Here is a 25,447-nt window from a genome sequence, read left to right as displayed (position 1 = left end):
AGGTGCTGTATGTCGAGCAAGAAAAAATCGCTGGAGATCGAAACCCTGCGTGGTCTGGCGTGCCTGCTGCTGGTGCTCTATCACGTCATTGGCCCGTTGGGCGGAGGGCTGAAAATCGATATCGGCTCGCCGTTCCGGGTGATCGCCGACTCGATGGTGTACGTGCGCATGCCGCTGTTCACCTTCATTTCCGGCTACATCTATTCGATCTACAAAATTCGCGGCAATGACTTTTCCGCGTTCTTCAGTGGCAAGGTGCGACGGCTGATCGTACCGCTGTTTTGCGTCGGTGTGCCGTTCTCGGTGTTGCAGGCGGTAGGGCCGGGGGTGAACAAGGACGTCGGCGTGATCGATGCGCTGTTGTCGTTCTGGGTGCCGGTCAATCACTTCTGGTTCCTGCAGGCGGTGTTCATCATTTTCATGTTCGTCGGTCTGCTGGAATGGCGCGGGATGCTGCGCTTGATGACGCGTTTGTATCTGCTGTTCGCCTTCGCTGCGGCGCTGTTTCTGTTGCCACCGTTCAAGCTCGATGCGTTCGGCATCAATGGCGCGATTTACCTGCTGCCGTTCTTTGTGGCGGGGATGATCGGCCAGGAAAATGTCGAGGCGTTGAAGCAGCGGTTCAAGATGGTCGGGCCGCTGGTGTTTGTGTTGATTTCGTTGACGCTGCTGTACGTGGCGGCGATTGATCGTGAGTTGATCGTCGACCGCCGCAGCCTGATCGGTCTGACCGTGGGGTGTGTGTCCTGCATTGCTTTGCTGTCGAGTGACATGCGCTCGAAGTGGCTGACCTGGCTGGGCGGCTACTCTTACGCGATCTTTCTGTTCCATGTGTTGTTCGCGGCGACTTCGCGGTTTGTCATGGGACGGCTGGGGGTGAAAGACGAAAGCATTATGGTGCTCAGCGGACTGCTGTCGGGTCTGTTGGGGCCGGTGGTGCTGTCGATGATTTTCAGCCGCTTCAATGTCACTTCGGTGCTGTTTCTCGGGGAGCGTGCGGCGAAGAAAAAACCGGTGGCGAGCGTTACTCCGGTGGTGCCGGCCAATAGCTGAAAAGCTTCGCGAGCAAGCCCGCTCCCACAGTTTTCGGTGCTGGACACAGATTCAGCAGATGACCGCAATCTCTGTAGGAGTGAGCCTGCTCGCGATAGCGGTTTGTCAATCAGAGTTGCACCGTCTGAACCAACGCCATCGCGAGCAGGCTCACTCCTACAATGGATCTGGGTCGTACTCCAGTCCCCGCATTCCAGACTGAAGGAAATAATGCATGTTGGCAGTAAATGACGCTCAGCCCGTCGCGGCGTCGGTGGTGGAAGTGGGCGATGCCCGCGAGCGCTTTGCGCAGTGGCGCGAAGGCAAGGCCGGGAAGGTCTTGTCGGTCTCGGTTATCGGCGACAGCTACAGCGCCGGGCAGGATTTCTACCTGAACAAACTGGTGCAGCGCGTGGCCGGCGAAGTGGGTTTTGCCGGCCCCGGTTACGTCGGTTTCAACCACGGCGCCGCGCTGGGCGGCACGCATTTCAAATACACCCGCAGCAGCGAAAAATACTTCGGTGGTGGCTGGCAAGTATCCGGCCTCGGCCAAGCCAGCCCCGACAGCCGCACGGTGACCGGCAAGCCCGGCGCCTGGTTGCAAATCGATGCCAGCCCGACACCGGCCATCGACACCCAAGTCACCCAGGCGAAATTGCTCTACCTGGGCAACGGCGAAACCAGTGAGCTGCGCTACCGCTGGACACCCTCGGAAGACTGGCAGCCATTGACGCTAAAGGGGTCGGGCGTTCAGGAAGTACCGCTTGCAGGTCTCTCTTCAGCGCCAGACTGGTCGTTCAAGCTGGAAGTGGTGAAGGGCGCACCGACCTTGTTTGGCTTGTGGATGAGCAACGAACAGAACGGCGTGCGGGTGTCGAAACTGGCGGCCTCGGGCGCGGCATCCGCGGATTTCTATCACCAGGACCCGCAATGGCAGGTGCAGTGGAAAATCGCCGTGTCGAAGATCCCCGCCGACGTTTATCTGATCATGCTCGGCGGTAACGACCAAGGCTTCGGCGTCAAACCTGCGGAGTATCTGCAGAACGTTCAGGGCCTGGTAACGATGATCCGCGAGATCCAACCGGCGGCGAGCATCAACCTGATCATGCGTCAGGACACCACACGTTCCAGTGCCTATCCGATGTCGGCGTATGCGCAGGTGCTGCAGCCGTGGGCGCATGAGCAGCAGCTGGGTTTTGCCAATCTGCAATGCGCGTTCGGCCCTGACGTCAAACGCTATGCGGCGGCGATGATCGGCCCGGACAAGATTCATCCGCAGCCGGCCACGGGCGGGAAGGTGATTGCCGATTACTTCTATCGCTGGATCGTCAGTGGCATCAACGCGGACAGTTGCGACTTGTAGGAGCTGCGGCACGCTGCGATCTTTTGATCTTGCTCTTGAAAACAAAATCAAAAGATCGCAGCGTGCCGCAGTTCCTGCAGGACAGTGTTTTTATTTGAAGTTATCTATCTGGCTCAGGAGCTCCGCAGTCTTCTGCGGCATCAGTTGCGTGGCACACCGGGTCTCGACATTGATGATGATCGCCGGCTCGTTGCAGCACAGGCGTACGCGGAAGCGCCAGTCGCTGAAGATCACCTTCAGGCCATCACGATCGTCCATTTCCAGCGCCTGCTCGGCATACCGTTGTTTCAGATGGGCGAGCAGGGGATAGGGATCCGCCAGCGTGCGGCGAATGTCGCCGGACGCCGGAAACATGCCGATGCGCTCCACCAGCAAAATACTGCCCAGCCACGACTCGTTGGCGCTGGGCAACGGCTGATGGCGTGACAGCCAGCTCACCGCTCCGAGGTTGCCCACCTCCTGTTCAATCTCTGCTGCATGCTGTGCCATGTTCATCGGTTGCCTCCTGAAAAGAGAAGTGGGCGGGGGCCGTCTCAGCGGCCCTTGAGGTAGACGTTGTCGTAGCAGAAGTTGGTCGCCTGCAGGTAACCCTCGGCGTCGCCGCAGTCAAAGCGCAGGCCCTTGAACTTGTAGGCCAGCACGCAACCGTTCTGCGCCTGTTTCATCAGCGCGTCGGTGATCTGGATTTCGCCGCCCTTGCCCGGTTGGGTGTCGGCGATCAGGTCGAAGATGTCCGGCGTCAGGATGTAGCGGCCGATGATCGCCAGGTTCGACGGCGCGTCCTGCGGCGCCGGTTTTTCCACCATGTTATTGACCCGGTAGATGTCCTCGGAAATCAGCTCGCCGGCGATCACCCCGTATTTGTGGGTCTGGTCGGCCGGGACTTCCTGGATGGCGACGATCGAGCAGCGGAATTTCTTGTACAGCTGGATCATCTGCGACAGCACGCCGTCACCTTCCAGGTTCAGGCACAGGTCATCGGCCAGCACCACGGCGAAAGGTTCATCGCCGATCAATGGGCGGCCGCTGAGAATCGCGTGTCCCAAGCCCTTCATTTCCACCTGACGTGTGTAGGAGAAGGTGCAGGTGTCGATCAGCTCGCGGGTGCCGGCGAGGAATTTTTCTTTCTCGGTGCCGCGGATCTGGTGTTCGAGTTCGTAGCTGATGTCGAAGTGGTCTTCCAGCGCGCGCTTGCCCCGACCGGTGACGATGGCCATGTGTTGCAGGCCGGCGTCCCGTGCTTCTTCAACGGCGTATTCGATCAACGGCTTGTTGACGATCGGCAGCATCTCTTTCGGCATGGCTTTGGTCGCCGGCAAGAAACGCGTGCCGTAACCGGCAGCGGGGAACAAACATTTACGAATCATAAAAGTATCCTGGACAGTCATGGAACACAGGCAACGGATGCGCGCACTTATCAAAGCGCACAAGTTTCAATGATTATTGAACGAGTACTTTAATACCTGAGTCAGGTTGTTAATGGCAATTAGCGCAGGGGGTAAAACATGACAATGTTATGAGATGTCGGTTAAGGCGTTATTAGTTATTTTTAGTCGGTATCTGTTGATAGTGATGAGTGTACTTGGGGTGCTAATAAGTACCGGGCAATACAGTTTGACCTGCAAAAATATTTATTGCCAGTGGTTGAACTAATTTTGTTTAAGGCTGTTGTCGTCCTTATTTGTGTGGTGCGCCACAGATTCAATGAAAGGGACTTGACAGGCTACTTGTCACTTATCCAATGACGGACCGCGCTATGAAGATTCTGGTAACGGGTGGCGCCGGCTATATCGGCTCGCACACCACACTTGCGCTGCTTGAAGCAGGTTATGAAGTTGTTGTACTGGATAATCTTTGCAACAGCAGCGATGCGGCATTGCACGCGATAGAAGGTATCTGCGGCAAAAGCGCGTTGATGATTCGCGGCGATGTCTGCGACCGGGCGTTGCTCGACCGGATCTTCCGCGAGCATGCGATCGACGCGGTGCTGCATTTTGCCGGGCTCAAAGCCGTCGGCGAGAGCGTGCGCAAGCCGCTGGATTACTACGAGAACAACGTCGGCGGCAGCATCACCTTGTGTCAGTCGATGGCCTCAGCGGGGGTGTTCCGGCTGGTGTTCAGCTCGTCGGCCACGGTGTATGGCGAGCCTGAGCAGATGCCGATCCGCGAGGATTTCCCCACCGGCATTCCGACCAATCCTTATGGTCAATCCAAGCTGATCGTCGAGAACGTGCTGCGCGACCTGAGTCAGGCCGAGCCGCGCTGGAGCATCGCCTTGCTGCGTTACTTCAACCCGATCGGCGCGCATCACAGCGGGCATATGGGCGAAGACCCCAGCGGCATCCCCAACAACCTGCTGCCTTACATCAGCCAGGTCGCGGTTGGCAGCCTGCAGGAACTGTCGATTTTCGGCGACGATTACCCGACGATCGACGGCACCGGGGTGCGCGATTACATCCACGTCGTCGACCTCGCCGATGGCCATCTCAAAGCCTTGCAATCGATTGCCGACCGTCCGGGCATTCATACCTGGAACCTTGGCACCGGCGACGGCTACAGCGTGATGCAAGTGCTGCATGCCTTCGAACAAGCCAGTGGACGTCCGGTGCCGTACCGGGTAATGCCACGGCGCAGCGGGGACATTGCCGAGAGCTGGGCCGACGCCTCGAAAGCGCAAAAAGAACTCGGCTGGAAAGCCACGCGCAGTCTGCAGGACATGGTCACCGATACCTGGCGCTGGCAATCGAATCATCCACGCGGTTATCTCGAATGATGTCGTTCTAATACTGAATGTTAGTTTCGGTCAGCTGTTAGATATCGTCGGGAAAATACGCTGGAAATGCCTTTTGCAAGTCCGTAGATATAAACCTGCCGTTCGACTTTTATCAGTTGGGTAAGACTGTGAAAGAACGACGGATCTTGTTCGCGCTTTTCGCGGACTTGAACGCTACCACCGCTAACAAAGACCGGTTTTTAACAGGTCGAATGTTAGAAAGGAGTTGATATGAAAAAAGTGATGGCGATTGCCCTGTTGACGATGTTGAGCAACTGGGCGTCCGCTGCTGAAGCGCCGCTTACTGCGGTGACCAATGTATCTGGCAGTGTTGCGGCTTCTACAGCGCCTGCTGCCAGTACTGCAATGGTTGCCAGTGCAGTCGCGGCGTCCAACAGCGGCGGAAGTGCCAACGGCGGTACCACTGGCACCACCGGTACTACCGGCACCACCGGCACGCACAACTAACAGGAACATTTGTTAGTGCAGTACAGGGTCGCCCGACGTAAGTCGGGTGACTTTATTTTTAGATTCGCCCTTGAATAGCGTAGTGCCATTATGACTCGTAGTTTTTCTCTTTTGCTGTTGGCAAGTATCGCTTTGCAAGGTTGCATGTTTTCCCCCGGCCAATACCTGAGCACCGGCGACATCACGCGCCAGGGCGCCAGCGAAAGCAGTCGGGTCGAGCTGATTCCGATCACGCCCAAGCTGATCTCGATGACCCGTGCCACGCAGAAGCGTGAGACGGTACCGTCGGAACTGTTGGCAACGCCTGCGGAATACCGCATCGGCAGCAACGATGTGCTGTACATCACGGTCTGGGATCACCCGGAGCTGACCGCGCCATCGGGGGCACAACAGCAGATCGACGCCAACGGTCGACTGGTGCGCTCCGATGGCACGCTGTACTACCCGTTCATCAAGGAGGTGCAGGCGGCCGGCAAGACCATTCAACAGCTGCGCTCGGACATCGAAACCCGCCTGTCGGCGTTCATCGCCGAGCCGCAGGTGGATGTCGCGGTGCTGCGTTTCGCCAGTCAGAAAGTGGTGGTCTCGGGCGCCGTGGCCAAGGCCGGTCCGCAGCCGATTTCCACCAACCCGTTGAGCGTGGTCGAAGCCCTCGGCACTGCCGGCATCGACACCAATAACGCCGATCTGTCGGGCCTGTTGCTGACCCGCAATGGCCGGGTGTATCCGCTCAATCTCGACTCGCTCAACCAGCAGGATTCCGAGTTGCAGCACGTCTTCCTCAAGGGCGGCGATCAGCTGTACCTGCCGTACAACGACAACAAGCGCATCTACGTCATGGGTGAGGTCAATCAGCCCCGTGCGCTGAGTTTCAAGACTGCGACGATGAACCTCTCCGACGTGCTCGGTTCGGTCGGCGGCTTGAGCCAGACCACCTCCAACGGCAACGCGGTGTACGTGATTCGCGGGGTGGAAAACCTCGATGTCGAGCCGGCGAAGATCTATCAACTGGAAGCCCAGTCGCCGACCGCCATGGCACTCGCTTCGCACTTTGAAGTGCGTCCACAGGACGTGGTGTACGTCGGCCCGGCCAATGTCACGCGCTGGAACCGCTTCATCAGCCAACTGGTGCCGTCGGCATCGATTGTCGGGACCGGGGCTTCCGCTGCGAAGAACTGGAGCGAATTCAGTAACAACAGCAAATAAGGCCGACCGTGAAAACCTTGAAAGTTGGCGTCTGCCTGATGGCGGCCTTGATGTTGTGTGGCTGTAACCCGCTGATGACCGCTTCGGTGCGCAACCTCAAGTCGGCGGTGATCGGGCCGGACGAGCTGGACGTGAGTGCGGCGCAGGTGGCCGAGGTCAAGTACCCGCAAGTCAAACTGACCACGCCGTCCGGCTCAGGGGTGCTGGCGCTGGTGCGCGAGCGCGGCGACCTGCAGTTCTGGGTGGCCTCCGGCAAACAGGTGTTGCTGCTGCGTGACGGCCTCGCTGTGCGCACCATCGGCCTCGGCGTCGAGGGCGACCTGGACGGTACGCGGCTGGCCGACGACGCGCCGTTCAAGCGCGGCCTGCATCAAGTCGCCGATGGCTTCACCAGTCAGCGCTGGATCGACCTGTACAAGGGCCAGGAAGTCGGCTTGATCGTTAACAGCCGGTTCTCTCGCCGATCCACGCAAACCCTGCAAATTCTCGACAAGGAATACACCGTGCTGCGTGTCGACGAACGTATCGACGTCCCGGCGATCGGCCTGCGCGCGACCAACCATTACTGGGTCGACCCGCTGGACGGATTCATCCTGCAGAGCGAGCAGCAACTGACCGCGCAAATGCGCGTGCGCATCGTGCAACTGACCCCTGATCGCAGGCATCTGCCGTGAAGCGCTTACGAATGTTATCGGCGGGTTTGCTGTTGCTCAGCGGCATCAGTCAGGCAGCGGTCACGGTCAGTGGTGATGTGGCCAATCCGGGGCCGGTGGAATTACCGCCGGGCGGGCGCTTGCTCGACGTGATCAGCGTGGCGGTGCCGAATGCCGAGGGTTACTGGCTGGCCGGCGTGTTGCTGCGTCAGTCGTTGCTGGAAGAACAGGCGCGGCTCAAGGCCGGGGTGATGTTCGATCTCGATGTGTTGCAGCGCATGGCCTCGTTGTTTGACCGACCCAGTCGCGCGGCGCTGGCGCTGCGCCTGGCTGAGCAGGTGCGGCAAATGCCGGTCACCGGGCGTCAGGTGGCGGACCTCGATCCGGTCGCGGTGGAAGTCGGTTTCGCGCGCAACATTCGTCTCGACGATGGCGATCGGCTGATCTACCCGAAACGGGTCGACGAGGTGCAAGTGCTGGGCGCGGTCGCCGAGACCTGCCACCTGCCTTATCAGCCGCTGCTGGAGGCGCGCGAGTATCTGGAAAGCTGCACGCCGCTAGACGATGCCGAGGCCGATTACCTGTGGCTGATCCAGCCCAATGGTGCGGTGCGGCGGGTGGGCATTGCGCATTGGAATCGCGAGAGCGGGCAGTTCCCCGTGGCCGGCAGCAAGATTCTGGTGCCGGTGAAGAATGATGATCTGGATCCGCCTGTTCCTGAACTGAATCAGCAGTTGGCCGAATTGATTGCCACGCAGCTGGCTGAGGTGGTTCGTTGAAGTTACGTTTTGCAGCTGTGTTGTTATTGCCGTGCGGTCTGGTGCATGCCGAGCCGCGTATTACCCAAAATGATTTCGGCGGCACCGGTCTGTTGCAGACCCCGACCGCGCGCATGGCTCCGGCCGGAGAGCTGAGCGTCAACGCCAACCGCACCGAGCCTTACAGCCGCTACAGCGTGTCGTTGCAGCCACTGGACTGGCTCGAAGGTTCGTTCCGCTACACCGCGATCACCAACCGGCCGTACGGCTCCGAGGCGCTGAGTGGCAGCCAGAGCTACAAGGACAAGGCGGTCGACGCCAAAGTCCGGCTGTGGCAGGAAAGCCACTGGGCGCCGGAAGTCGCGCTGGGCTTCCGAGACATCGGTGGTACGGGCTTGTTCTCCAGTGAATTTTTCGTCGCCAACAAACGCTTCGACAATTTCGATTTCAGCGCCGGTATTGCCTGGGGTTATCTCGGTAATCGCGGTGATCTCGACAACCCGCTGGGCTACGTCAGTGATCGCTTCGACACCCGGCCGGCCCTTGAGGGTACCGGTGACGTCAACTCCGGCTCGTACTTTCGCGGTCGGCCGTCGTTCTTCGGTGGTGTGAGCTATCAGACGCCGTGGGATCGACTCAGCCTGAAGCTCGAATACGAAGGCAACGACTACAAGCACGAGCCGAAGGACAACGTGATCAAGCAAGACTCGCCGATCAACTTCGGCGCGGTGTTCAAGGTGGCCGATTCGGTGGACGTCAGCGCGGCGTGGGAGCGTGGCAATACGGCGATGTTTGGCATCACGTTCCACACCAATTTCGTCAGCCGCAAGGCGCCGGCCAAGACTTACGATCCGACGCCGGAACCGCTGCCGGCGAAGATGCCGACCACGCCGATGGAGCAGGTCGACTGGGCCGACGTGTCGCAACGCCTGCAGCAGAATGCCGGCTACAAGGTTGAGCGCATCAGCCAGCGTGATTCCGAGCTGATCGTCTACGGCGAGCAGCAGCGCTACTTCCATTCGTCGAAGGCTGTCGGCCGCGCGAGCCGGATTCTCGACAACAGTGTGAACGACGACATCAACTGGTTCACCGTGGTCAACAAGCGCTACGACCTGCCGCTGGAAGAGACCAGCGTGCCCCGCCAGACTTTCCGCGAAGTGATCAACAACGAGGAGCCGCTGGAGTCGTTGCACCGCACCACCGAGATCAACCCGGCGATGCCACACAACGAGAAAACCCTCTACAGCGAAGCGCCGCAGCACTTCAACTATGGCGTCGGCCTGGGCTTCAAGCAGAACGTCGGTGGCCCGGATGGTTTGCTCTATCAATTCAGTGCCGACGCGGACGCCGAGTACCGCTTCAACCGCAACACCTGGTGGAACGGTCTGCTCAGTGCCAACCTGGTGAACAACTTCGACAAGTTCACTTACGATGCGCCGAGCGGCCTGCCGCGGGTGCGTACCGATTTGCGTCAGTACCTGACCACCTCGGAAGTGACCATGCCGTTGTTCCAGGTCAGCCATGCCGAGCAGTTGGACAAGGACCTGTATGGCATGGTCTACGGCGGCTATCTGGAATCGATGTTTGCCGGTGTCGGCGGTGAGGTGCTGTTCCGGCCGACCGGTGAGCGCTGGTCGGTGGGAGCGGATCTGAACTATGTGCGCCAGCGCGAGTTCGACCAGGGTTTTGGCCTGCGCGATTACTCGGTCTGGACCGGGCACATCACCGGCTACACCGACTTGCCGTACGACACGCTGGCTGCAGTCAGCGTCGGTCGTTATCTGGCCGGCGACTGGGGCGGTACGCTGGACATCTCCCGCGAGTTTTTCAACGGCGTGCGCTTCGGCGCCTGGGCGACGATCACCACGGCTGGCAGTGCCGAGTACGGGGAGGGTAGTTTCGACAAGGGCATCTACCTGTCGATCCCGTTCGACGAAATGATGAGCATGTCGACCATGCGCCGCGCCAACCTGGTCTGGGCCCCCCTGACCCGTGACGGCGGCGCCAGGCTCAATCGCAGCTTCCAGCTGCACTCGATGACCGATAGCCGCGAGGGTGACATGTTCTACCGCAACTTCTCGAAGATTACCGAGTAAACCCGAGAACCCCCCTTGAGACCTGTGGGAGCGGGCTTGCTCGCGAAGGCGGCGGCACATTCAACATCTGTGCTGCCTGACCCACCGCTTTCGCGGGCAAGCCACGCTCCCACAGTGGTTCGAGGATGAAGTAAATATCTTGGTCCACACCCCAATCCCTGTGGGAGCGGGCTTACTCGCGAAGGCGTCGGCCCATTCAACATCTGTGCTGCCTGACCCACCGCTATCGCTTGCAGGCAAGCTCCCACAGTGATTTTGTGGTGTGCCCGATTTGAGTGAACGCCCCCGATCCCTGTGGGAGCGAGCCTGCTCGCGAAGGCGCCAGTCCATTCAAAATCCATGTTGCCTGACCCACCGCTATCGCTTGCAGGCAAGCTCCCACAGTGATTTTGTGGTGTGCCCGATTTGAGTGAACGCCGCCGGACCCTGTGGGAGCGAGCTTGCTCGCGAAGGCGTCGGCACATTCAACATCTGAGCTGCCTGACCCACCGCTTTCGCGGGCAAGCCACGCTCCCACAGTGTTTTGTGCTGAGGCACATATCCCGATCCATGCCGAGATCCCCTGTGGGAGCGGGCTTGCTCGCGAAGGCGTCGGCACTGCCACCCTCGCAACAGCCTGACCCACCAGCAAATCCCACCCACAAAAAAGGGGACTTTCGTCCCCTTGCGGTATCGCCTGGCTTTTCACCAGTCCATCAATAAATATCTTTCGACAACAACGTAAACGGCGTCTTCACCAGGATCTTCAGATCCAGCCACAACGACCAGTTGTTGATGTAATGCAGGTCCATCTCCACACGCCGCTGCATCTTGTCGATGGTGTCGGTCTCGCCACGGCAGCCGCTGATTTGCGCCAGCCCGGTGATGCCCGGTTTGATTCGATGACGGGCCATGTACGCGAGGATTTTCCCCGAGTAGTAGTGGTTGTGCGCTACAGCGTGCGGACGTGGACCGACCAGGGCCATCTGCCCCTGCAGCACGTTGAACAATTGCGGCAGCTCATCCAGCGAGGTGCGGCGAATGAAGCGCCCGACCGCAGTAATACGCGAGTCATTACGGCTGGCCTGAACCACTTCACGGTCATCGTGCACGCGCATCGAGCGGAATTTCCAGACCTGAATCACCTTGCCGTTCCAGCCGTGGCGATCCTGCTTGAAGAACACCGGCCCCGGCGAGTTGATCTTCACCGCCAACGCGATGAACAGCAGCACCGGGCTCAGCAGGATGATCGCCAGCAGCGCCACGCCTTTTTCCACCAGACTCTTGCTCAGCGCAGCAGTAGGGCGGCTGGTCAGCGGACTTTCGTTGAGGCAGATCGCCGGCAGACCATCCACGACCTTCACCGAGTGGTTGAGCAGGGTCAGACTGTTCAAGTCCGGCACCCAGACCACATCGACGTTGGCGCCGAGCAAATCGACGTACATCGCTTCGATTTTTGCGGCCTCGGCCAGCGGCAGGGTGATGTACAACCGGCGGATGTCATGATCCTTGATCAGCTCCAGCAAATCTTCCTGATCACCGACCACACGCGGTGCATCCGAATCCAGATTCGGTGTCGCGCCATTGCTGACCAAACCTACCAGCGGCAGGTTTTCCACCTGACTGATCTTCTTCGCCAGACCCAGAGCCAGCTCGCCGGTACCGACGATCAGGGTCTTCTGTGCGCTGGTGCGGGAACGCTGGTAGTACTTGGAAAAGGCATGCAGTGGCGCGTACATCAGCGCCTGACCGAGGAAGCCGTAGACCGCCCAGCTCAGCGTCACCTCGCGGGAGAACACCTCGTCAGCCTTGCACACGAACGCGATGCCGGCCAGCGCCACCATGGTCATCGACCAGCCCATGAACAAGCGTCCAAGCCCGGTCAGGTAATTGTCCTGCTTGCGGTACACGCCGCTAAACGTATACGCCGGTACCGAGGCCAATACCGCCAGTGTTGCGCACATGCGGTAATAGAACTCGACGGTGCCGGTCTGCCGTTCAGCCAGTATGAATAACAACGCAACAATGAAAGCCTGCGCCAGTGCCCATTGGCCCCAGAAGGTAAGTCCCTTGAGGCCGTTATTTCGATTGATCCGTAGAGAAAGTTCCATGAGATATCCCCAGAAATACGTCCATTCAGGTTTCGACAGTTGAAGTCCGAGTTGCTAGATAGGCTTGTTGTTGTTATTGGACGAGTGTCCTGAGGTAACAACGTCGATAGGCCGAACTGTCGTCAATCAATAGACTAAGTTATTGCCGGAGAGGGTGTCTGACGAGTTCTAACAAGATGGCACAGTGCCAACTTTTTAATAATCAAATACAAGGGTGTTAGAAAAGGTCGCAGAGCGGGGGGTGAATAAATTATGTTGTGTTTGTTACTGTAGGAGGGGTGGAGGCAGGGAGCTATTATTACCAGGGGGAAAGCCAAACAGAGTGCTCTTGTTGTTTTTGTAATCGCACTGTTTTCTGTTTGTTTTGTTCGCGGATATCGGCGGTATTTACGCAACGATTTCCTGAATGAGGCAATAACCGCGGTTTCTTACGGCACGGAACAATCGCTCACCATTACTCGCGTTTTTGAACTTGTCCTGCAGGCGACTCAGGCACATCTCCAGGCCGCGATATTGCTCCGGCTCGCGGCCGATGCTGAGGATCAGGTCATCTCGACTGACTACACGTTCTTCGTGATGGAGCATTTTGCGCACCAGCGCGGTTTCCAGTCCGGTAAGGCTGATCTCGACGCCTTCCTTGACCAGGGCGCCTTGATCGTTGTCCAGATGCCAGGTTTCGTTGCAGGTGGCGGCGTCTTCGATGGCGGCAGTGCGGGTGTCGCTCTCTGCACTTTGAAACGGCTTCGCCGATTGTGCGGACAGCCATTCCGATTCGAGGGTGGCCAATATGCGCTGGGTGTCGTGTTCAATCGTGCGGGCAACGTTTTTCCGGGTGCCCCTTGGGTAAGTGAACTCCATCAGCATGGGAGCGGAAGAGGGCGAAGTAGCACCTTCAATAAACATTTGTGCCTGAGACGTGCCAAACGAATTGAAGCGCTCGCTGGACAGAATGCTCTCAAGTTCACGCTGCGACGTTGTACTGTTGGTCACGACGACAAAATATTTTCTTGGGAGGGTTGTACTAGTTTCCATGTCTCTCTCCTAAAATGTGCACCAAAATGGGCGAAAAGGTAAATCGGCAGGCGAGCAATAACTTCCTTGGAAGTAACCGACAGGCAGGGTCTGGGCCCAAAATGGCCTCGATAAATTCCACTCGTTCTGCTGCTATGTTGTTAAGTTTATTGTTATGGTTCGGTGTAGCCGTGCTCATTCAATGGCTTGATTATTAGTAGATTTGAAGTACAACTTGAGCTGTATGGTTGCATATGACGATCCTTCGTGATTATGCAAAGAGAATGGCTGCCCGAGAGTCAGGCAGTCGATATCAGACCCCGCATCAGGCGATAGCCGTAGCCGCGGATGCTCTGAATCGCGTTGGTACCATACATGTCCTTGATTTTTCCACGCAAGCGGCTGATGGATTTTTCCAGCGCTCTCGGGTCGTAGAAATTGGTATTGAGCCCCATGATGCTGGCGATTTCATCATGGCTGAGAATGTGATTGCTGGTCTGCGCAAAGGCTTCCAGGATCTTCATCTCGGCGAACGAGATGTCGAGTTTCTGGCTGGTGCCGCCCTGCAGGCAGATGCGCGTCGGGTCGAGCGTGAGGTTGATATCCCGCTGCCATTCTTCGCTGTTGAAGAACTCACCGAGCAACTCGTCGCCCTCGTCGGAAAGGGTATTGAGTTTGATACAGAAGTCGGCGCCGGCCAGGAAGTACTTGATCTTGTTGAAGGCGCCGCGACCGGTTATGACCGCGCAAATGATCGGCTTCAAGTTGTCGCTGCGCAGGCTCTCGATCAGCGCAAGATTGTCTTCCAGCGCTTGCGGACTGTCGATAACGATGAAGATGGCTCGATACGAACCAGAAAGTTCATTGTTATAGGAACTAGTGTACGAACTGGCCTCAAGTGCCATATCAGTGCGTACGTGCTTTGCGATCAGCGCCCTGAAATGTTCGGCCACGCCACGGGTACGACCCAGAGTAAGAACACCGGGTACGTCGTTTGTCGGGCGCGGACTTCTAGTCGCCAAGTTCCCTGAGAGCATCATGCTTTGACTCGAATTAGGTGCTGACATCGGGATGTTAAAGCACCGGTTCTCATCTGTGACTGACAATTGGTAACATTCACGCGATTTTTAGACGTGGCTCCCGAGTTTTCTAACAATAATTAAGCATTTCAAGCTTTTAGTTGATTTTCTCGGGGTTGTGAACTAGTCGTTACATGATGGCGATGTGGAATTGTGCCACTATTTTGAATCTATGGCGATGGCTTTATTCATGTCCAATTGCCACTGTCGACGATCCTGAGACAATGTGAGCTGGGTCACACTTTATTGGCCGGTCGAACTTTTTTCTACTATAGCCCTAAATATTTTTCGTGTAGTTCGTAGGCGGACGTTTATTAACATGGCTTGAGTGTGTCTTTTGATAAGACATATTCTCCGTCGCCTGATCAGGCAATGGGTGTCGCGTTATACCGATTGTTTAACTTCAGATACTCAATTCCTGAACAACAGTTGACCGGTCGCTCATCAAGAGCGCTCTGACGGAGGATTAATGGATTTCTGGACCTTTATCCAGGTGTTGATATTGGGCGCGGTAGAAGGCCTGACCGAGTTCTTGCCGATCTCCAGTACCGGTCACCAGATCATCGTCGCCGACCTGCTGGACTTCGGCGGCGAACGCGCGATGGCGTTCAACATCATTATTCAGCTGGGCGCGATCCTGGCCGTGGTCTGGGAGTTTCGCCCGAAGATCTTCGACATCGTCAAAGGCCTGCCCACCCAACGCAATGCGCAACGTTTCACCCTCAACCTGCTGATCGCGTTCCTCCCGGCGGTGGTCCTCGGCGTACTGTTCGCTGACAAAATCCATCAATACCTGTTTAACCCGATCACTGTGGCCATGGCCTTGGTGGTGGGCGGCATCGTCATGTTGTGGGCCGAACAGCGCAATCATGTGGTGAGCGTCGATCATGTCGACGACATGCGCTGGTCAGACGCGTTGAAGATCGGTTTCGTGCAATGCCTGGCAATGATTCCCGGCACGTCGCGCTCCGGCTCGACCATCATCGGCGGTTTATTGTTCGGCTTGTCCCGGAAAGCCGCCACAGAGTTCTCGTTTTTCCTCGCCATGCCGACCATGGTCGGCGCCGCGGTGTACTCCGGCTATAAATACCGCGACCTGTTCCAGGCCAGCGACCTGCCAGTGTTCGCCCTCGGTTTCGTCATCGCCTTCATCTTCGCCATGATCGCCGTGCGCGGCCTGCTCAAATTCATCGCCAACCACAGCTACGCCGCGTTCGCCTGGTATCGGATCGCGTTTGGCTTGTTGATTCTGGCGACGTGGGTGTTTGGCTGGGTGAACTGGACGGAAGCGGCGGCGGGGTGATGCGCACGCCAGGCGGGTCTACCCGCCTGGCGCATTTTACGGAAGGAGGGCATCAACGCCCTTGCAGCAACTCGCCGGCCTGATCCAGCAACGCCAGCGGATCCTTGGCCTTGTGAATATCCACCGACAACAACTGACGGAATTTACGCGCCCCCGGGAACCCGGTACCCAACCCCAGCACGTGCCGGGTGATGTGATGCATCGCACCGCCCGCCTGCAAATGCTCTGCAATATAAGGCCGCAACTGCGCCAGCGCCTCGGCACGGCTGATCACCGGCGCGCTGCTGCCAAACAACTGCTGATCGACCTCCGCCAGCAAATACGGATTGTGATAAGCCTCACGCCCGAGCATCACACCGTCGAAGATCTGCAAATGCTCATGGCAGGCCTCCATCGTCTTGATCCCGCCGTTCAGCACAATCTCCAGCTCCGGAAAATCCGCCTTCAATTGCGCCGCCACGTCATACCGCAACGGCGGAATGTCGCGATTCTCCTTCGGCGACAACCCCTCCAGAATCGCAATCCGCGCATGCACGGTAAAACTGGTACACCCGGCATCCCGCACCGTCCCGACGAAATCACACAACTCGGCATAACTGTCGCGCCCATTGATCCCGATCCGATGCTTCACAGTCACCGGAATCGACACCGCATCGCGCATCGCCTTCACACAATCCGCCACCAACTGCGGATGCCCCATCAGGCACGCACCGATCATATTGTTCTGCACCCGATCACTCGGGCAGCCCACATTAAGGTTCACCTCGTCGTAACCATGCTCCTGCGCCATGCGCGCGCAAGCGGCCAGATCCAGCGGAACACTACCGCCCAACTGTAGCGCCAGCGGATGCTCGGCTTCGTTGTGACGGAGGAAACGTTCGTGATCGCCGTTGAGGAGGGCGCCGGTGGTGACCATTTCGGTGTAGAGCAGGGCGTTCTTCGACAGGAGGCGTAGGAAGAAACGGCAGTGGCGGTCAGTCCAATCCATCATCGGGGCGACGGAGAAGCGGCGGGAGAGTGGGGCGGGATTTAGAGACATTGGGAAGATCTGAATCACAGGGGCGAAGGCGGGGGAGTTTATCAGGAATGGTGGGGAGGGGCATGGGTGAGGCTCTGAAGTTGGAGATCTTCAGAGATTTATGGGCGAAGGAGAAAGCGTGTAGATAGGTGTCTTGAATAAATCAGTCCCCTTTCCACTGTCCTTGAGAAAAGTTGCTACGCTTACTGGGGTATGGCCAAATGATGGCGGCTTAATTTTCAAAAATATTCTTGAGTGAGCGGAGAGTAATCAGTGGTTGATGCTATTCAGAGTTTTCTTTTGGCTATTGGGTGTGCAATCGGTGCATTTTTAGCATGGTGTAAGTTGTGTGAAACCTTCGAAAAAATTATTAGAAAAGAGAAGTTGCAGCGCGTAGTGATTGGGGTTATGGAGGTAAGTTTTCGTGTTGGGGCGAGAAAAATTATTGCATTATGGTTGCATATGAATAATGCGGTTTTTGGGAGCAGGATTTTTTCATGGAGGGCGCTTTGGGTTAGTTTTTTACTAACAAATGTTTGGGCTGGGATATTTATCTTGGTGTTCAGTTTTAAATATTCTTTATTTCGAGAGTGGATGCTGAATATTGTTGAATTAAGCAGTTTGAGGTGGCCTGCTTTAGCTATCTACTGCACCATCTTGATCGTTGAGTTTTTATCGATAAGCCTTACTCGGAAGATATATCGAGTTACTTTGTCTGATGGGAAGAAAACATTTGGTTGGGCGCTAATTTTTGATGTTGTTGGTTCTGTAGTATTGTATTACGTAGGGCTGACGGTTGCTAAATTTATTTTATTGCACCATGGCGCAGCTTCTCCCGTGACGTCTCTGGGTGTGTGGTTAGATCCTAATAATCTGACCACGTTACTAAGGGTTGTAGAAGACTTTGATATGTCTAACTTTAAAGCGGATGGGCAGGGGCGTTTCACAACAGACGTACCTTTATCTACCGAGGTGGTTTACGCATTTCCTGAAGGGGTATTCTTTTTTACAAGTCTTCTTACTTCGATATGGTTGTGGGGGTACATTGCGGCATACAGCATTGCATATGTGTGCGTGCGCATTGATCGATTCAAACCGGTGTTGTGGGAGTGGGTGAGAATAGAGGAGCAGCCTTTATTGGTTCTTTCTGTTTTATCTGGGTTGGTTATTGTTGTTATTTACTTGTTGGTTAGCATTGTCGGAATGGTTTTTAGGTTTTAGAAAATAAGTTGGCGGATTTATATAAAGAGAAAGGGGGGGCTAGATAATTCGTCAACTTTTTTATGCAGTGTTAGTTTCAGTAGGAAACTTCTCGCGAAAAATAAATCCGTCCCCTTTGGTTTTTTTTGATCAAGGATTTTTATTGCATAGTCGGCGCCAGAAATTCTCGTTTTTTTTCGGTTTTTCTTGAAAGCTAGAGAACCAGGTGGGGTATTCTTCATTCTCTGGAATTAATCCCTCTCTACGGGCTTCGTCGAAAGAAACTTCGTTAATGTTTGGCGCCGTGGATTTTAGTTTTTTTTCGAATCGTGTGGCGGTATATAATCCATGTTGGTGCAGGTCTTTGCATAGTAAAACGCTAAAGAAAATAATTTCGTCATTGTGGGAGGCCATTCCTTCTATGCAGTCGCCAAATTCTTGATTTACGTGTCCGTCACCGAAAGGAAGTCCAAAGTACATAGAGATGATATCCGCGCCAAAAGAGAAATTTCCAGATTTGAATGACTTGATCAATTCGTTTCGGGTAGCGATGGAGTAGTTCAACTGTTCAAGTGATTCGGCGATGGCAGATGTTAAACTTAGCGACCGGTTGTTTATTGATAGTCGTGTGAACACAATTTATTTCAGCGGATCAATCGGTGGTTTTGAAGTTGATAGCGTGCGAAGGTCACCTGAAAATGCATAAGTTTCTGAACTTTCAGGATGGCTTTTTCTGGTTTTTATTATCTGTTCAATTGTTTTTTTGTCAGTGGCGTATTTTTCTTTTATTGGTTGTAGGTATTGTTTCTTCAGTCCAATGGCTGAGCTCGCAATTGATAATGCTATTGTCATCCCGGCATTTACGTTGCGGATCTCTTTGGTGAGCTCATCTCGTAGTTTGCTACGCTCAGCTATCCGTTGTGCAGCCATGGCACCAGCAAATGCACCAGCTAACGCACCAACTAATGATGTGGTGAATGAAGAGTTTGAAAAAGACTTTATTGTTTCCCAGGTTGAAAGATTGAATAGGTTGTCTATTAAAGGTGAGATGTGGTTTTTCATGGTTGTTATAAGTGTCTGTAATTTATCCATCGGGAGGGAGTGCCTTTTGTCGGTGGGGAGCAAGTTGTGGTGTTTTTTTTGTCATGTTTTTTTGTAATTTTTTGATATTTCGGTCCATATGTATCTGTATCTAAACTCAAGCCATCGGATCAGTAGCTTATCTTTTATTCTTCGTAAAGCGCTCGCTTCTCGAGCTTTTAAAGTTTCTTTAATATCATTTTTCAGGCTTTCCAAATTAAAAGCAGACCATATTATTGGTATAATGGTCTCTAAGTTTGTATGGCAGACCGGTGCTACCTCATGATAAAGAATTCTCTTGATTTCGCTAGGATCGTAGTCTTCCGTCTGACGCGCAATAGCTTCATAATCAACTTCTGTATCAACAAAAGCGTCAGACAGCGCCCAATAGACGTAAGCGAGTTCCTCATCCGTCATTGAACGTCCCATGTCAAAAATTCCTCCAGTTCTTCATCCAGACCATCTGCCACCAAGTCCCCAACAATACCTCCTACTACACTTCCCGCAACCACAACTGCGATTGCACAGACCGGGGCGGCGGGGCCGCACAGCATAGAAATACTCAATCCGGCTAACGCACCACCGGCGGCGCCTCCACCCAGAATAATCCCTTGGCGTCCGGCTTCTTTTGGCTTGTTGTTTGCTTTGTAGATCTCAGAGGCAGCGAAGGCAGCGGTTACAATCCATGCGACTTTACCGGTAACTTTCATCATCTTCGTGCCACGAGTAACCTTGGCATTGTCTACACCGGATTTTTTCAGAATCAGATAATGGACTTTAGACTTTTCTGCATCGGTCAAAAGGTCAAACTTTCTCTTGAATAGCGTGTGAGCGTATTTGTCTAGAGTGGTCTGTAGTGTTGGGCCGTTGAGCTTGATGTATTCCGCAACGGCGACGCCCTGAGCAGACGTAAACTTGCGGTGCTCGTTCATAATGTTGTTTCGCATTTCTTGGCAGTAAGCAACGCCGTCTTTGGCTGAAACATTTCCTGCCATGACCTCAGCCTCAACCAGGCGAGACATTTCCTTGATCTTGGCTTGGTATTTCAAACGAGTATTAGCGTCTTTGATAGCATCAGTCGCAAAACGTGCTGCTGCACCCTCCATCCCAGCGATCGCCATTTCTAAAGGTGAGCTATGAAGATCGTGCTCTCTCTTCAAGACGTAGCTACCGGTAATGAGCATTGGTTCTGTCATGAGATATTCCTTATCTCTGAATTTTGCCGAGAATAGTTTCCAGAATCGACGGGCCGCTCTGGACCTCGTCAGTTCCATAATCAATGGCAGTACAGGCCTTGCCCGTGGGATTTAAAAATTTCACCGTGTTTTTTGCGTCAAACACGCCTTCCATTTTCGAGCCGTCTTCAAAATGAGCGATGCAGGAAAGTCCTTCATAGCTTTCGTTGGCCGGAACTTTGAACCCAATCCAGTTGCCATGAACGACCATTGGTATAGGTGGAATGAAAGGGGCAGGGGTATGCGAATCACCAATGATCACCGTACCTGAACCTCCAATGACAACGTCGCCATGAGTGCCGACCGTCTCGACGAGAGCAGCATTTTTTCCATTGATGAACACTGTCCCTGAAACCGCTGAAGCCAACGCGCTGCCACAAGTGCAGGCGTCGCCTTGTCGGGCGGCTGCAAGTCCGTCGAAGAATACGTCGGGGGAACCGGAGGCGATGGCTTTGGGGCCGTGCCCGGGCATTGGGCAACTGGTGGGATCGGTGATGCGTGCGGCTGGCTTTGCCATGTTTGACTCCCTGTCAACGAATGAACCGGTGCCGACTTTATCAGACTTGCCTGGACCCGTGCCTTGGTACAGCGCCTTCAATTTAAACGGTTGAGATTCAGTCTGTTTAAAGTGTGGTGGTCAGCACGGATTCGGCCCTACACCACCTTGCGCCTCCACCTACACCTAAGACAGAATCCGCCGGCTTGTGCGTCTAGACCGTGGGTTCTATCGTTCTCGGGTCACTGAAAACCAGTGATCGGGTTTGGTAGCCCGAGTGTTAGATGTACAGCGTCACCATCACCGATCGTACTTTCGATCGGGGTCTATGGTGGCCATGTACAGGGCGTCTTTGGGCGCGCCGGCTCCTAACACCCGGTCTACCAACCTGTTCATGGCCGCCACCCTTCGTTTGGTAGCGAAAGAGTGAAGCCTTCACTAAAAGTGTTAGGAGTTTCATCCATGATCAAACCAACCCCAAACCCCCCAGAAACCGACCCCGCATCCCCCTACGAATCCCTCGATTCCCGCAAACTCCACGAAGCCGCCGAGCGCGCCCTCGATCACTACCTCACTCCAGCCAGCCAGATCATGGCCTGCGGTGACCAATCCAAACCAATGTTCCTCGCCAACCCGGCCTACGACACCGAATCCCTGCTCGCCAACGCCAGCGAATCCCTGGGTTCCGCCACGACCATGCTCAACGACTTCGCCGCGTTGCTGGATGTCTCGCACCGCAAGACGCTGCTCGGCATTGCGCAGGTGGTGATGTTGGGGGAGTTGGCGGTGAATCAGGCGTTGGATAACGTCGAGCTCAAGGCGTAGATCGCTGCCCTCCGTGGCGAGCGGCGAGGTCGTGGTCGCGGAGGGCGTTCTGTCGATGCGCAAAACAACCGGCCAAAATGGCGTGTTTCAGCCTGTTTTCGCAGTAATAGCGATGTGCTACAAAAAATGATGGCAATGCGTCATCACGCGCTCAAAAAAGTTCAACGATTATACAAAAATATAAAGTTGTACAACTTTTCCCAAAATTTATAGCATCCGTTCCAACACCTTTGCTGAAACGATAAATCCAGCGTCAGTCCTGGATTTGTCCGCTGGTGCGTGGGCCGTCGGTACGGCTTTTCGCGTCAGGTTGTTGCAGCCGGGTCAGTGGAAGCTGCCCGTATTTCGCCCAGGACGACGACCCCGAATATGAGCGGTAACTCCGGTTATCAGAGAACTACTTTTTGTGCCTGACGCTGAATCGCGTCAGGGCGTTAGAGGCTGAACATGGCAGAAGCATCGAATTTCCTGGGCAACATCAAGGTTTCCCGAAAGTTGGGGGCCGGGTTTGGCGTTCTTTTGCTGGCGGTGGGGGCGGTGGCCTTCATTGGCTATAGCAGTAGCAATGTGCTGGTTGATCGCCTGGGTACCACGCGTTTGATCGGTACGCTCAACGATGCGACGCAGGACATGCGTCTGTCGGAGAAGCAGTACGAAGCGGCGGCGGATGTCGCTTATGCCGAGGCTTATCAGTCGCAGCTGACGGTGTTGCAGGGGCTGATCGCCAAGGCGTTGCAGACCCTGACGCGGGCGGAAAACCAGCAAGCCTTGAAGCGTTTGCAGGACACCACGCTGGCTTACGATCAGCAGGTCAAGCGTTTGGTCGAGGCGGACAAGGCGACCAGTGATGCGCTGAAACCGTTGGGGGCGATGTCGGACAAGTACGCCGAGACCTTCAACAGCATGTTCGAGAGCACCACGGCCAGCGCGTTGGCGTCTGCCGACAGCGCGCGGGTGGCGGACTTGCGCACCGTGGCGGATCTGCGCAATGGCATGACGATGTTTCGGCTGATGTTGCGGCGTTATATCGCCGTGCCGAGCGAGGCCAACAAGAAGGTGCTGCTGGACACCACCGATGCGTTTCTGGCCGACATGAGCAAGGCGCGCAGCGGTTTGCCGGCGGCCCTGGCGAGTCAGCTTGAAGAGGCGCAGGCCGGGATGCGCCGTTATCGCGAGGTGCTGGTCGAGGTCGCCGTGCTGTTCGAGCAGAAGCAGAGCCTGCGTCAGCAGGTGGATCAGCAGAGCCAGGCGATGGACAGCATCATGACCGGCCTGATGGACACTCAGCAGCGTCTGGCGCGGGACGATCAACAGCGTGCCTTTATTCAGATTGCAGTGCTGACGGTGCTGGCGCTGGTGGTCGGTCTGTTGGCTTCGGTGCTGATCTCGCGGCAGATCACCGGGCCGCTGGCGCTGACGGTGGAGCTGGCGCGACGGATTGCCAAGGGCGATCTGACGGTGCAAGCCAAATCCAGCCGCAAGGATGAGTTGGGCGATCTGCAAAACGCGATGCAGGACATGGCGCAAAGTCTGAACACGCTGGTGCAGGGGATCGGTAACGGCGTGACACATATTTCGACATCGGCCGAGAAGCTCTCGGCGATGAGCGAGCAGACCAGCGCCGGTGTGCGCCAGCAGAAAGTCGAGGTGGATCAGGTCGCCACGGCGATGCACGAAATGGCCTCGACCGTGCAGGAGGTGGCGCGCAACACCACCGACGCATCCGCCGCCGCGACCCTGGCCGATCAGCAGGCGCGTCACGGCAGTGCGGTGGTCAAGCAGGCGACTGTGCAGATCAGCGAACTGTCGGTGGCGATCGAAGAGTTGGGCGGAGCGATGAACGTGCTGTCCCAGGACAGTGAGCAGATCGGCAAGGTCATCGATGTGATCAAGGCAGTCGCCGAGCAGACCAATTTGCTGGCGCTGAACGCGGCGATTGAAGCGGCGCGGGCGGGGGAGCAGGGCCGTGGTTTCGCGGTGGTTGCCGATGAAGTGCGCTCGCTGGCGCAGCGCACGCAGGATTCAACCAAGGAAATCGAAGCGCTGATTGTCACCTTGCAGCAGGGCACGCAAGCGGCATCTACGCTGATGACATCCAGCCGCGAGCGCACGCTGGACACCGTGGTGCTGGCGCAGAAGGCCGAACAGGCGATTACCGAGATCAACCATTCCATCGGCACGATCCAGCAAATGAGCCTGCAGATTTCCGCCGCCGCCGAGCAGCAAAGTGCAGTGGCCGATGAGATCAATCGCAGCATCGTCAGTGTGCGCGATGTGGCCGATCAGTCGGCCGTCGCCAGCGAAGAAAGCGCTGCCGCGACCATTGAACTGGCGTCGCTCGGGCAGGACCTGCAACGCATGACGGCGCATTTCCGCACCTGATGGCATTTCGCAATGAACTTGGCCGGAATTGACCGGTCAGCCTGTATAAGCGGGGGCCGCCAAGCGGCGCCACCCGGTCCGTGCAGTGATTTTTTTCTGGGCCATGGATGGTTGCAACCCGCTCTCAGGGGGCGTCATGACCAATACACCAATTTTCCCCCAGCCCAGCGGGGGGTGCCAAGGATGCCGGCAAAAAGGCGAGGCCGATATGGCGTTCTCCTTCGCGTTCCAGCCGATTGTCGATGTGCGTGATCAATCGACCTTCGCCCACGAGGCGCTGGTCCGGGGCGTGCAGGGCGAAGGTGCACTGTCGGTTCTGCAGCAGGTCGATGACCAGAACCGCTATCGCTTCGATCAACTGTGTCGTGTGCGGGCGATCTCTACGGCAGCGCAGCTGGGGCTCACCGGGTTCCTCTCGATCAACTTCCTGCCGAACGCCGTTTATCGTCCGGACTTGTGCATTCGCAGCACGCTGGAGGCGGCCCGCGCACATGCGTTCCCGCTTGATCGACTGATCTTCGAAGCGGTCGAGGGCGAGCACGTCGAAAGCAACAAACACTTGATGAACATCTTGCGCGAATACCGCGAGTTCGGGTTCAAGACCGCCATTGATGACTTCGGTGCGGGGTATTCCGGGCTGAATCTGCTGGCGGACTTTCAGCCGGATCTGATCAAACTGGACATGGCGCTGATTCGCGATATCCATCGCGACCGTGTGCGTCAGGCGATTGTGCGGGGCGTGGTGGGCATGTGTACTGAACTGGGGATTGAGGTGATTGCCGAGGGCATCGAGCACCCGGAGGAACGGGACTTTCTCGCCGATTGCGGGATTTATCTGATGCAGGGTTTCTGGTTCGCCAAACCGGCGTTTGAGGCGATGGCGCAGATTCCGGTGGGGGCGTGGCGGGCGGTTTGATGCGAACCTGAACCCGTGCTGTCGATCGGCAAGGTTTCATCTTCCCGAGTGCAGCGAAGGCCTACGATGCTTGCACAAGATCATCCCAAGGGGAGCCGTACCATGCGCACCAATGTCGTCAAAGTGCTGTTGATCGCCGCAGCTGTCTCGGTATTGAGTGCCTGTTCGGGCGCCGGAGGTTTGACCACCACCAGTTGTTTCTCCTCGGATTGCCAATCGCCGGAGGGGCGCAGTCATGCGACGACCCTGAAGTTTGGCGGCAACAGCATTGGCAGCAGCTTGAACCAGTACAGCTCCGGGATGTTGCATGACGATTGATCAAAATCGAGGCTGACCCTGACCCTGTGGCGAGGGGATTTATCCCCGATGGGTCGCGAAGCGACCCCACTTTTAAAACAGCAGGACTGCTACGCAGTCCATCGGGGATAAATCCCCTCGCCACAGGTGTAATTGCCTCCACAGG

General features: G+C 56.1%; 25 protein-coding genes and 1 pseudogene. 15 read left to right on the top strand and 11 right to left on the bottom strand.

What is annotated here, in order from left to right; genetic code table 11:
• Positions 1-9: 9 nt before the first annotated feature.
• Positions 10-1,053: an acyltransferase family protein gene (locus ACM6I7_RS10430; protein ID WP_414888514.1), complete on the top strand. Its 1,044-nt coding sequence runs from the start codon at positions 10-12 to the stop codon at positions 1,051-1,053.
• A 214-nt stretch (positions 1,054-1,267) separates the two neighbouring features.
• On the top strand, positions 1,268-2,395 hold the full coding sequence (locus ACM6I7_RS10425) for an SGNH/GDSL hydrolase family protein (RefSeq protein ID WP_414888513.1): 1,128 nt from the start codon (positions 1,268-1,270) through the stop codon (positions 2,393-2,395).
• Positions 2,396-2,485: 90 nt separating this feature from the next.
• Here ACM6I7_RS10425 and ACM6I7_RS10420 read toward each other — a convergent pair whose 3' ends face one another.
• Together ACM6I7_RS10420 and galU are read right to left on the bottom strand one after the other, a co-directional pair.
• Positions 2,486-2,890 (bottom strand): mannose-1-phosphate guanylyltransferase, encoded by a 405-nt coding sequence (locus tag ACM6I7_RS10420; protein WP_414888512.1) that lies wholly within the window; start codon positions 2,888-2,890, stop codon positions 2,486-2,488.
• A gap of 38 nt (positions 2,891-2,928) precedes the next feature.
• On the bottom strand, positions 2,929-3,762 hold the full coding sequence (gene galU, locus ACM6I7_RS10415) for a UTP--glucose-1-phosphate uridylyltransferase GalU (RefSeq protein ID WP_414888511.1): 834 nt from the start codon (positions 3,760-3,762) through the stop codon (positions 2,929-2,931).
• Between the two features lie 389 nt (positions 3,763-4,151).
• Here galU and galE point away from each other — a divergent pair, with 389 nt between their 5' ends.
• From galE to ACM6I7_RS10385, 6 genes are all read left to right on the top strand, one after another.
• Entirely contained in the window at positions 4,152-5,168 is a 1,017-nt protein-coding gene (gene galE, locus ACM6I7_RS10410) for a UDP-glucose 4-epimerase GalE (RefSeq protein ID WP_285373630.1), read from the top strand.
• 231 nt (positions 5,169-5,399) lie between these two features.
• Positions 5,400-5,636: a hypothetical protein gene (locus ACM6I7_RS10405; protein ID WP_003226528.1), complete on the top strand. Its 237-nt coding sequence runs from the start codon at positions 5,400-5,402 to the stop codon at positions 5,634-5,636.
• Positions 5,637-5,780: 144 nt separating this feature from the next.
• A complete protein-coding gene (locus tag ACM6I7_RS10400; RefSeq protein WP_096797780.1) occupies positions 5,781-6,842 on the top strand; it encodes a polysaccharide biosynthesis/export family protein in 1,062 nt (353 codons plus the stop codon).
• 8 nt (positions 6,843-6,850) lie between these two features.
• Positions 6,851-7,516, top strand: coding sequence for a YjbF family lipoprotein (locus ACM6I7_RS10395; RefSeq protein WP_414888510.1), 666 nt, complete (start codon positions 6,851-6,853; stop codon positions 7,514-7,516).
• Complete coding sequence (locus tag ACM6I7_RS10390; RefSeq protein ID WP_414888509.1) at positions 7,513-8,274, top strand: capsule biosynthesis GfcC family protein; 762 nt, start codon at positions 7,513-7,515, stop codon at positions 8,272-8,274. Before ACM6I7_RS10395 ends, ACM6I7_RS10390 begins: the two co-directional genes overlap by 4 nt.
• Positions 8,271-10,349, top strand: a complete 2,079-nt coding sequence (locus tag ACM6I7_RS10385; RefSeq protein WP_414888508.1) for a YjbH domain-containing protein — start codon at positions 8,271-8,273, stop codon at positions 10,347-10,349. The genes ACM6I7_RS10390 and ACM6I7_RS10385 overlap by 4 nt, the downstream gene beginning before the upstream one ends.
• 695 nt (positions 10,350-11,044) lie before the next feature.
• Here the strand turns inward: ACM6I7_RS10385 and ACM6I7_RS10380 are convergent.
• The 3 genes from ACM6I7_RS10380 to ACM6I7_RS10370 form a co-directional block, all read right to left on the bottom strand.
• Entirely contained in the window at positions 11,045-12,439 is a 1,395-nt protein-coding gene (locus ACM6I7_RS10380) for an undecaprenyl-phosphate glucose phosphotransferase (RefSeq protein WP_414888507.1), read from the bottom strand.
• 387 nt (positions 12,440-12,826) lie between these two features.
• The gene (locus ACM6I7_RS10375; RefSeq protein ID WP_096796999.1) at positions 12,827-13,471 is read right to left on the bottom strand and encodes a winged helix-turn-helix domain-containing protein; all 645 of its coding nucleotides are present in this window, start codon (positions 13,469-13,471) and stop codon (positions 12,827-12,829) included.
• 278 nt (positions 13,472-13,749) lie between these two features.
• Positions 13,750-14,490 carry a winged helix-turn-helix domain-containing protein gene (locus tag ACM6I7_RS10370; RefSeq protein ID WP_414888506.1) on the bottom strand — a complete coding sequence of 247 codons (741 nt, stop codon included), beginning with the start codon at positions 14,488-14,490 and terminating at the stop codon, positions 13,750-13,752.
• Between the two features lie 508 nt (positions 14,491-14,998).
• On the opposite strand from ACM6I7_RS10370, the gene ACM6I7_RS10365 reads away from it, so the two are divergent.
• Positions 14,999-15,832, top strand: coding sequence for an undecaprenyl-diphosphate phosphatase (locus tag ACM6I7_RS10365; protein ID WP_027611490.1), 834 nt, complete (start codon positions 14,999-15,001; stop codon positions 15,830-15,832).
• 52 nt (positions 15,833-15,884) lie between these two features.
• Here ACM6I7_RS10365 and dusA read toward each other — a convergent pair whose 3' ends face one another.
• Positions 15,885-16,871: a tRNA dihydrouridine(20/20a) synthase DusA gene (gene dusA / locus ACM6I7_RS10360; RefSeq protein ID WP_414888505.1), complete on the bottom strand. Its 987-nt coding sequence runs from the start codon at positions 16,869-16,871 to the stop codon at positions 15,885-15,887.
• A gap of 252 nt (positions 16,872-17,123) precedes the next feature.
• On the opposite strand from dusA, the gene ACM6I7_RS10355 reads away from it, so the two are divergent.
• A complete protein-coding gene (locus tag ACM6I7_RS10355; RefSeq protein ID WP_414888504.1) occupies positions 17,124-18,071 on the top strand; it encodes a hypothetical protein in 948 nt (315 codons plus the stop codon).
• Positions 18,072-18,200: 129 nt separating this feature from the next.
• Here ACM6I7_RS10355 and ACM6I7_RS10350 read toward each other — a convergent pair whose 3' ends face one another.
• The 5 genes from ACM6I7_RS10350 to ACM6I7_RS10330 form a co-directional block, all read right to left on the bottom strand.
• Entirely contained in the window at positions 18,201-18,584 is a 384-nt protein-coding gene (locus tag ACM6I7_RS10350; protein ID WP_414888503.1) for a hypothetical protein, read from the bottom strand.
• A 105-nt stretch (positions 18,585-18,689) separates the two neighbouring features.
• Positions 18,690-19,142, bottom strand: a complete 453-nt coding sequence (locus tag ACM6I7_RS10345; RefSeq protein WP_414888502.1) for a hypothetical protein — start codon at positions 19,140-19,142, stop codon at positions 18,690-18,692.
• A gap of 51 nt (positions 19,143-19,193) precedes the next feature.
• Positions 19,194-19,559: a hypothetical protein gene (locus ACM6I7_RS10340; protein WP_414888501.1), complete on the bottom strand. Its 366-nt coding sequence runs from the start codon at positions 19,557-19,559 to the stop codon at positions 19,194-19,196.
• Positions 19,544-20,326, bottom strand: a complete 783-nt coding sequence (locus ACM6I7_RS10335) for a hypothetical protein (RefSeq protein ID WP_414888500.1) — start codon at positions 20,324-20,326, stop codon at positions 19,544-19,546. The genes ACM6I7_RS10340 and ACM6I7_RS10335 overlap by 16 nt, the downstream gene beginning before the upstream one ends.
• 10 nt (positions 20,327-20,336) lie before the next feature.
• Positions 20,337-20,882 (bottom strand): PAAR domain-containing protein, encoded by a 546-nt coding sequence (locus ACM6I7_RS10330; protein ID WP_414888499.1) that lies wholly within the window; start codon positions 20,880-20,882, stop codon positions 20,337-20,339.
• 441 nt (positions 20,883-21,323) lie between these two features.
• Here ACM6I7_RS10330 and ACM6I7_RS10325 point away from each other — a divergent pair, with 441 nt between their 5' ends.
• The 5 genes and pseudogenes from ACM6I7_RS10325 to ACM6I7_RS10305 all read left to right on the top strand — a co-directional run bounded on the left by ACM6I7_RS10325 (position 21,324) and on the right by ACM6I7_RS10305 (position 25,302).
• Positions 21,324-21,686, top strand: coding sequence for a DUF6124 family protein (locus ACM6I7_RS10325; RefSeq protein WP_414888498.1), 363 nt, complete (start codon positions 21,324-21,326; stop codon positions 21,684-21,686).
• 447 nt (positions 21,687-22,133) lie between these two features.
• Positions 22,134-23,210: pseudogene (locus ACM6I7_RS10320) on the top strand (methyl-accepting chemotaxis protein); the annotation flags it as partial.
• A complete protein-coding gene (locus ACM6I7_RS10315; RefSeq protein ID WP_401065649.1) occupies positions 23,196-24,068 on the top strand; it encodes a methyl-accepting chemotaxis protein in 873 nt (290 codons plus the stop codon). The pseudogene ACM6I7_RS10320 and the gene ACM6I7_RS10315, both read left to right, overlap by 15 nt.
• 136 nt (positions 24,069-24,204) lie before the next feature.
• Entirely contained in the window at positions 24,205-24,984 is a 780-nt protein-coding gene (locus tag ACM6I7_RS10310) for an EAL domain-containing protein (protein ID WP_414888497.1), read from the top strand.
• Between the two features lie 102 nt (positions 24,985-25,086).
• Positions 25,087-25,302, top strand: a complete 216-nt coding sequence (locus tag ACM6I7_RS10305) for a hypothetical protein (protein ID WP_027611503.1) — start codon at positions 25,087-25,089, stop codon at positions 25,300-25,302.
• Positions 25,303-25,447: the final 145 nt, after the last annotated feature.

This window comes from Pseudomonas sp. IT-93MI4 (genome assembly GCF_949767635.1).
GTDB lineage: Bacteria > Pseudomonadota > Gammaproteobacteria > Pseudomonadales > Pseudomonadaceae > Aquipseudomonas > Aquipseudomonas putida_A.
This window is presented reverse-complemented; position numbering and strand designations above follow the sequence as displayed.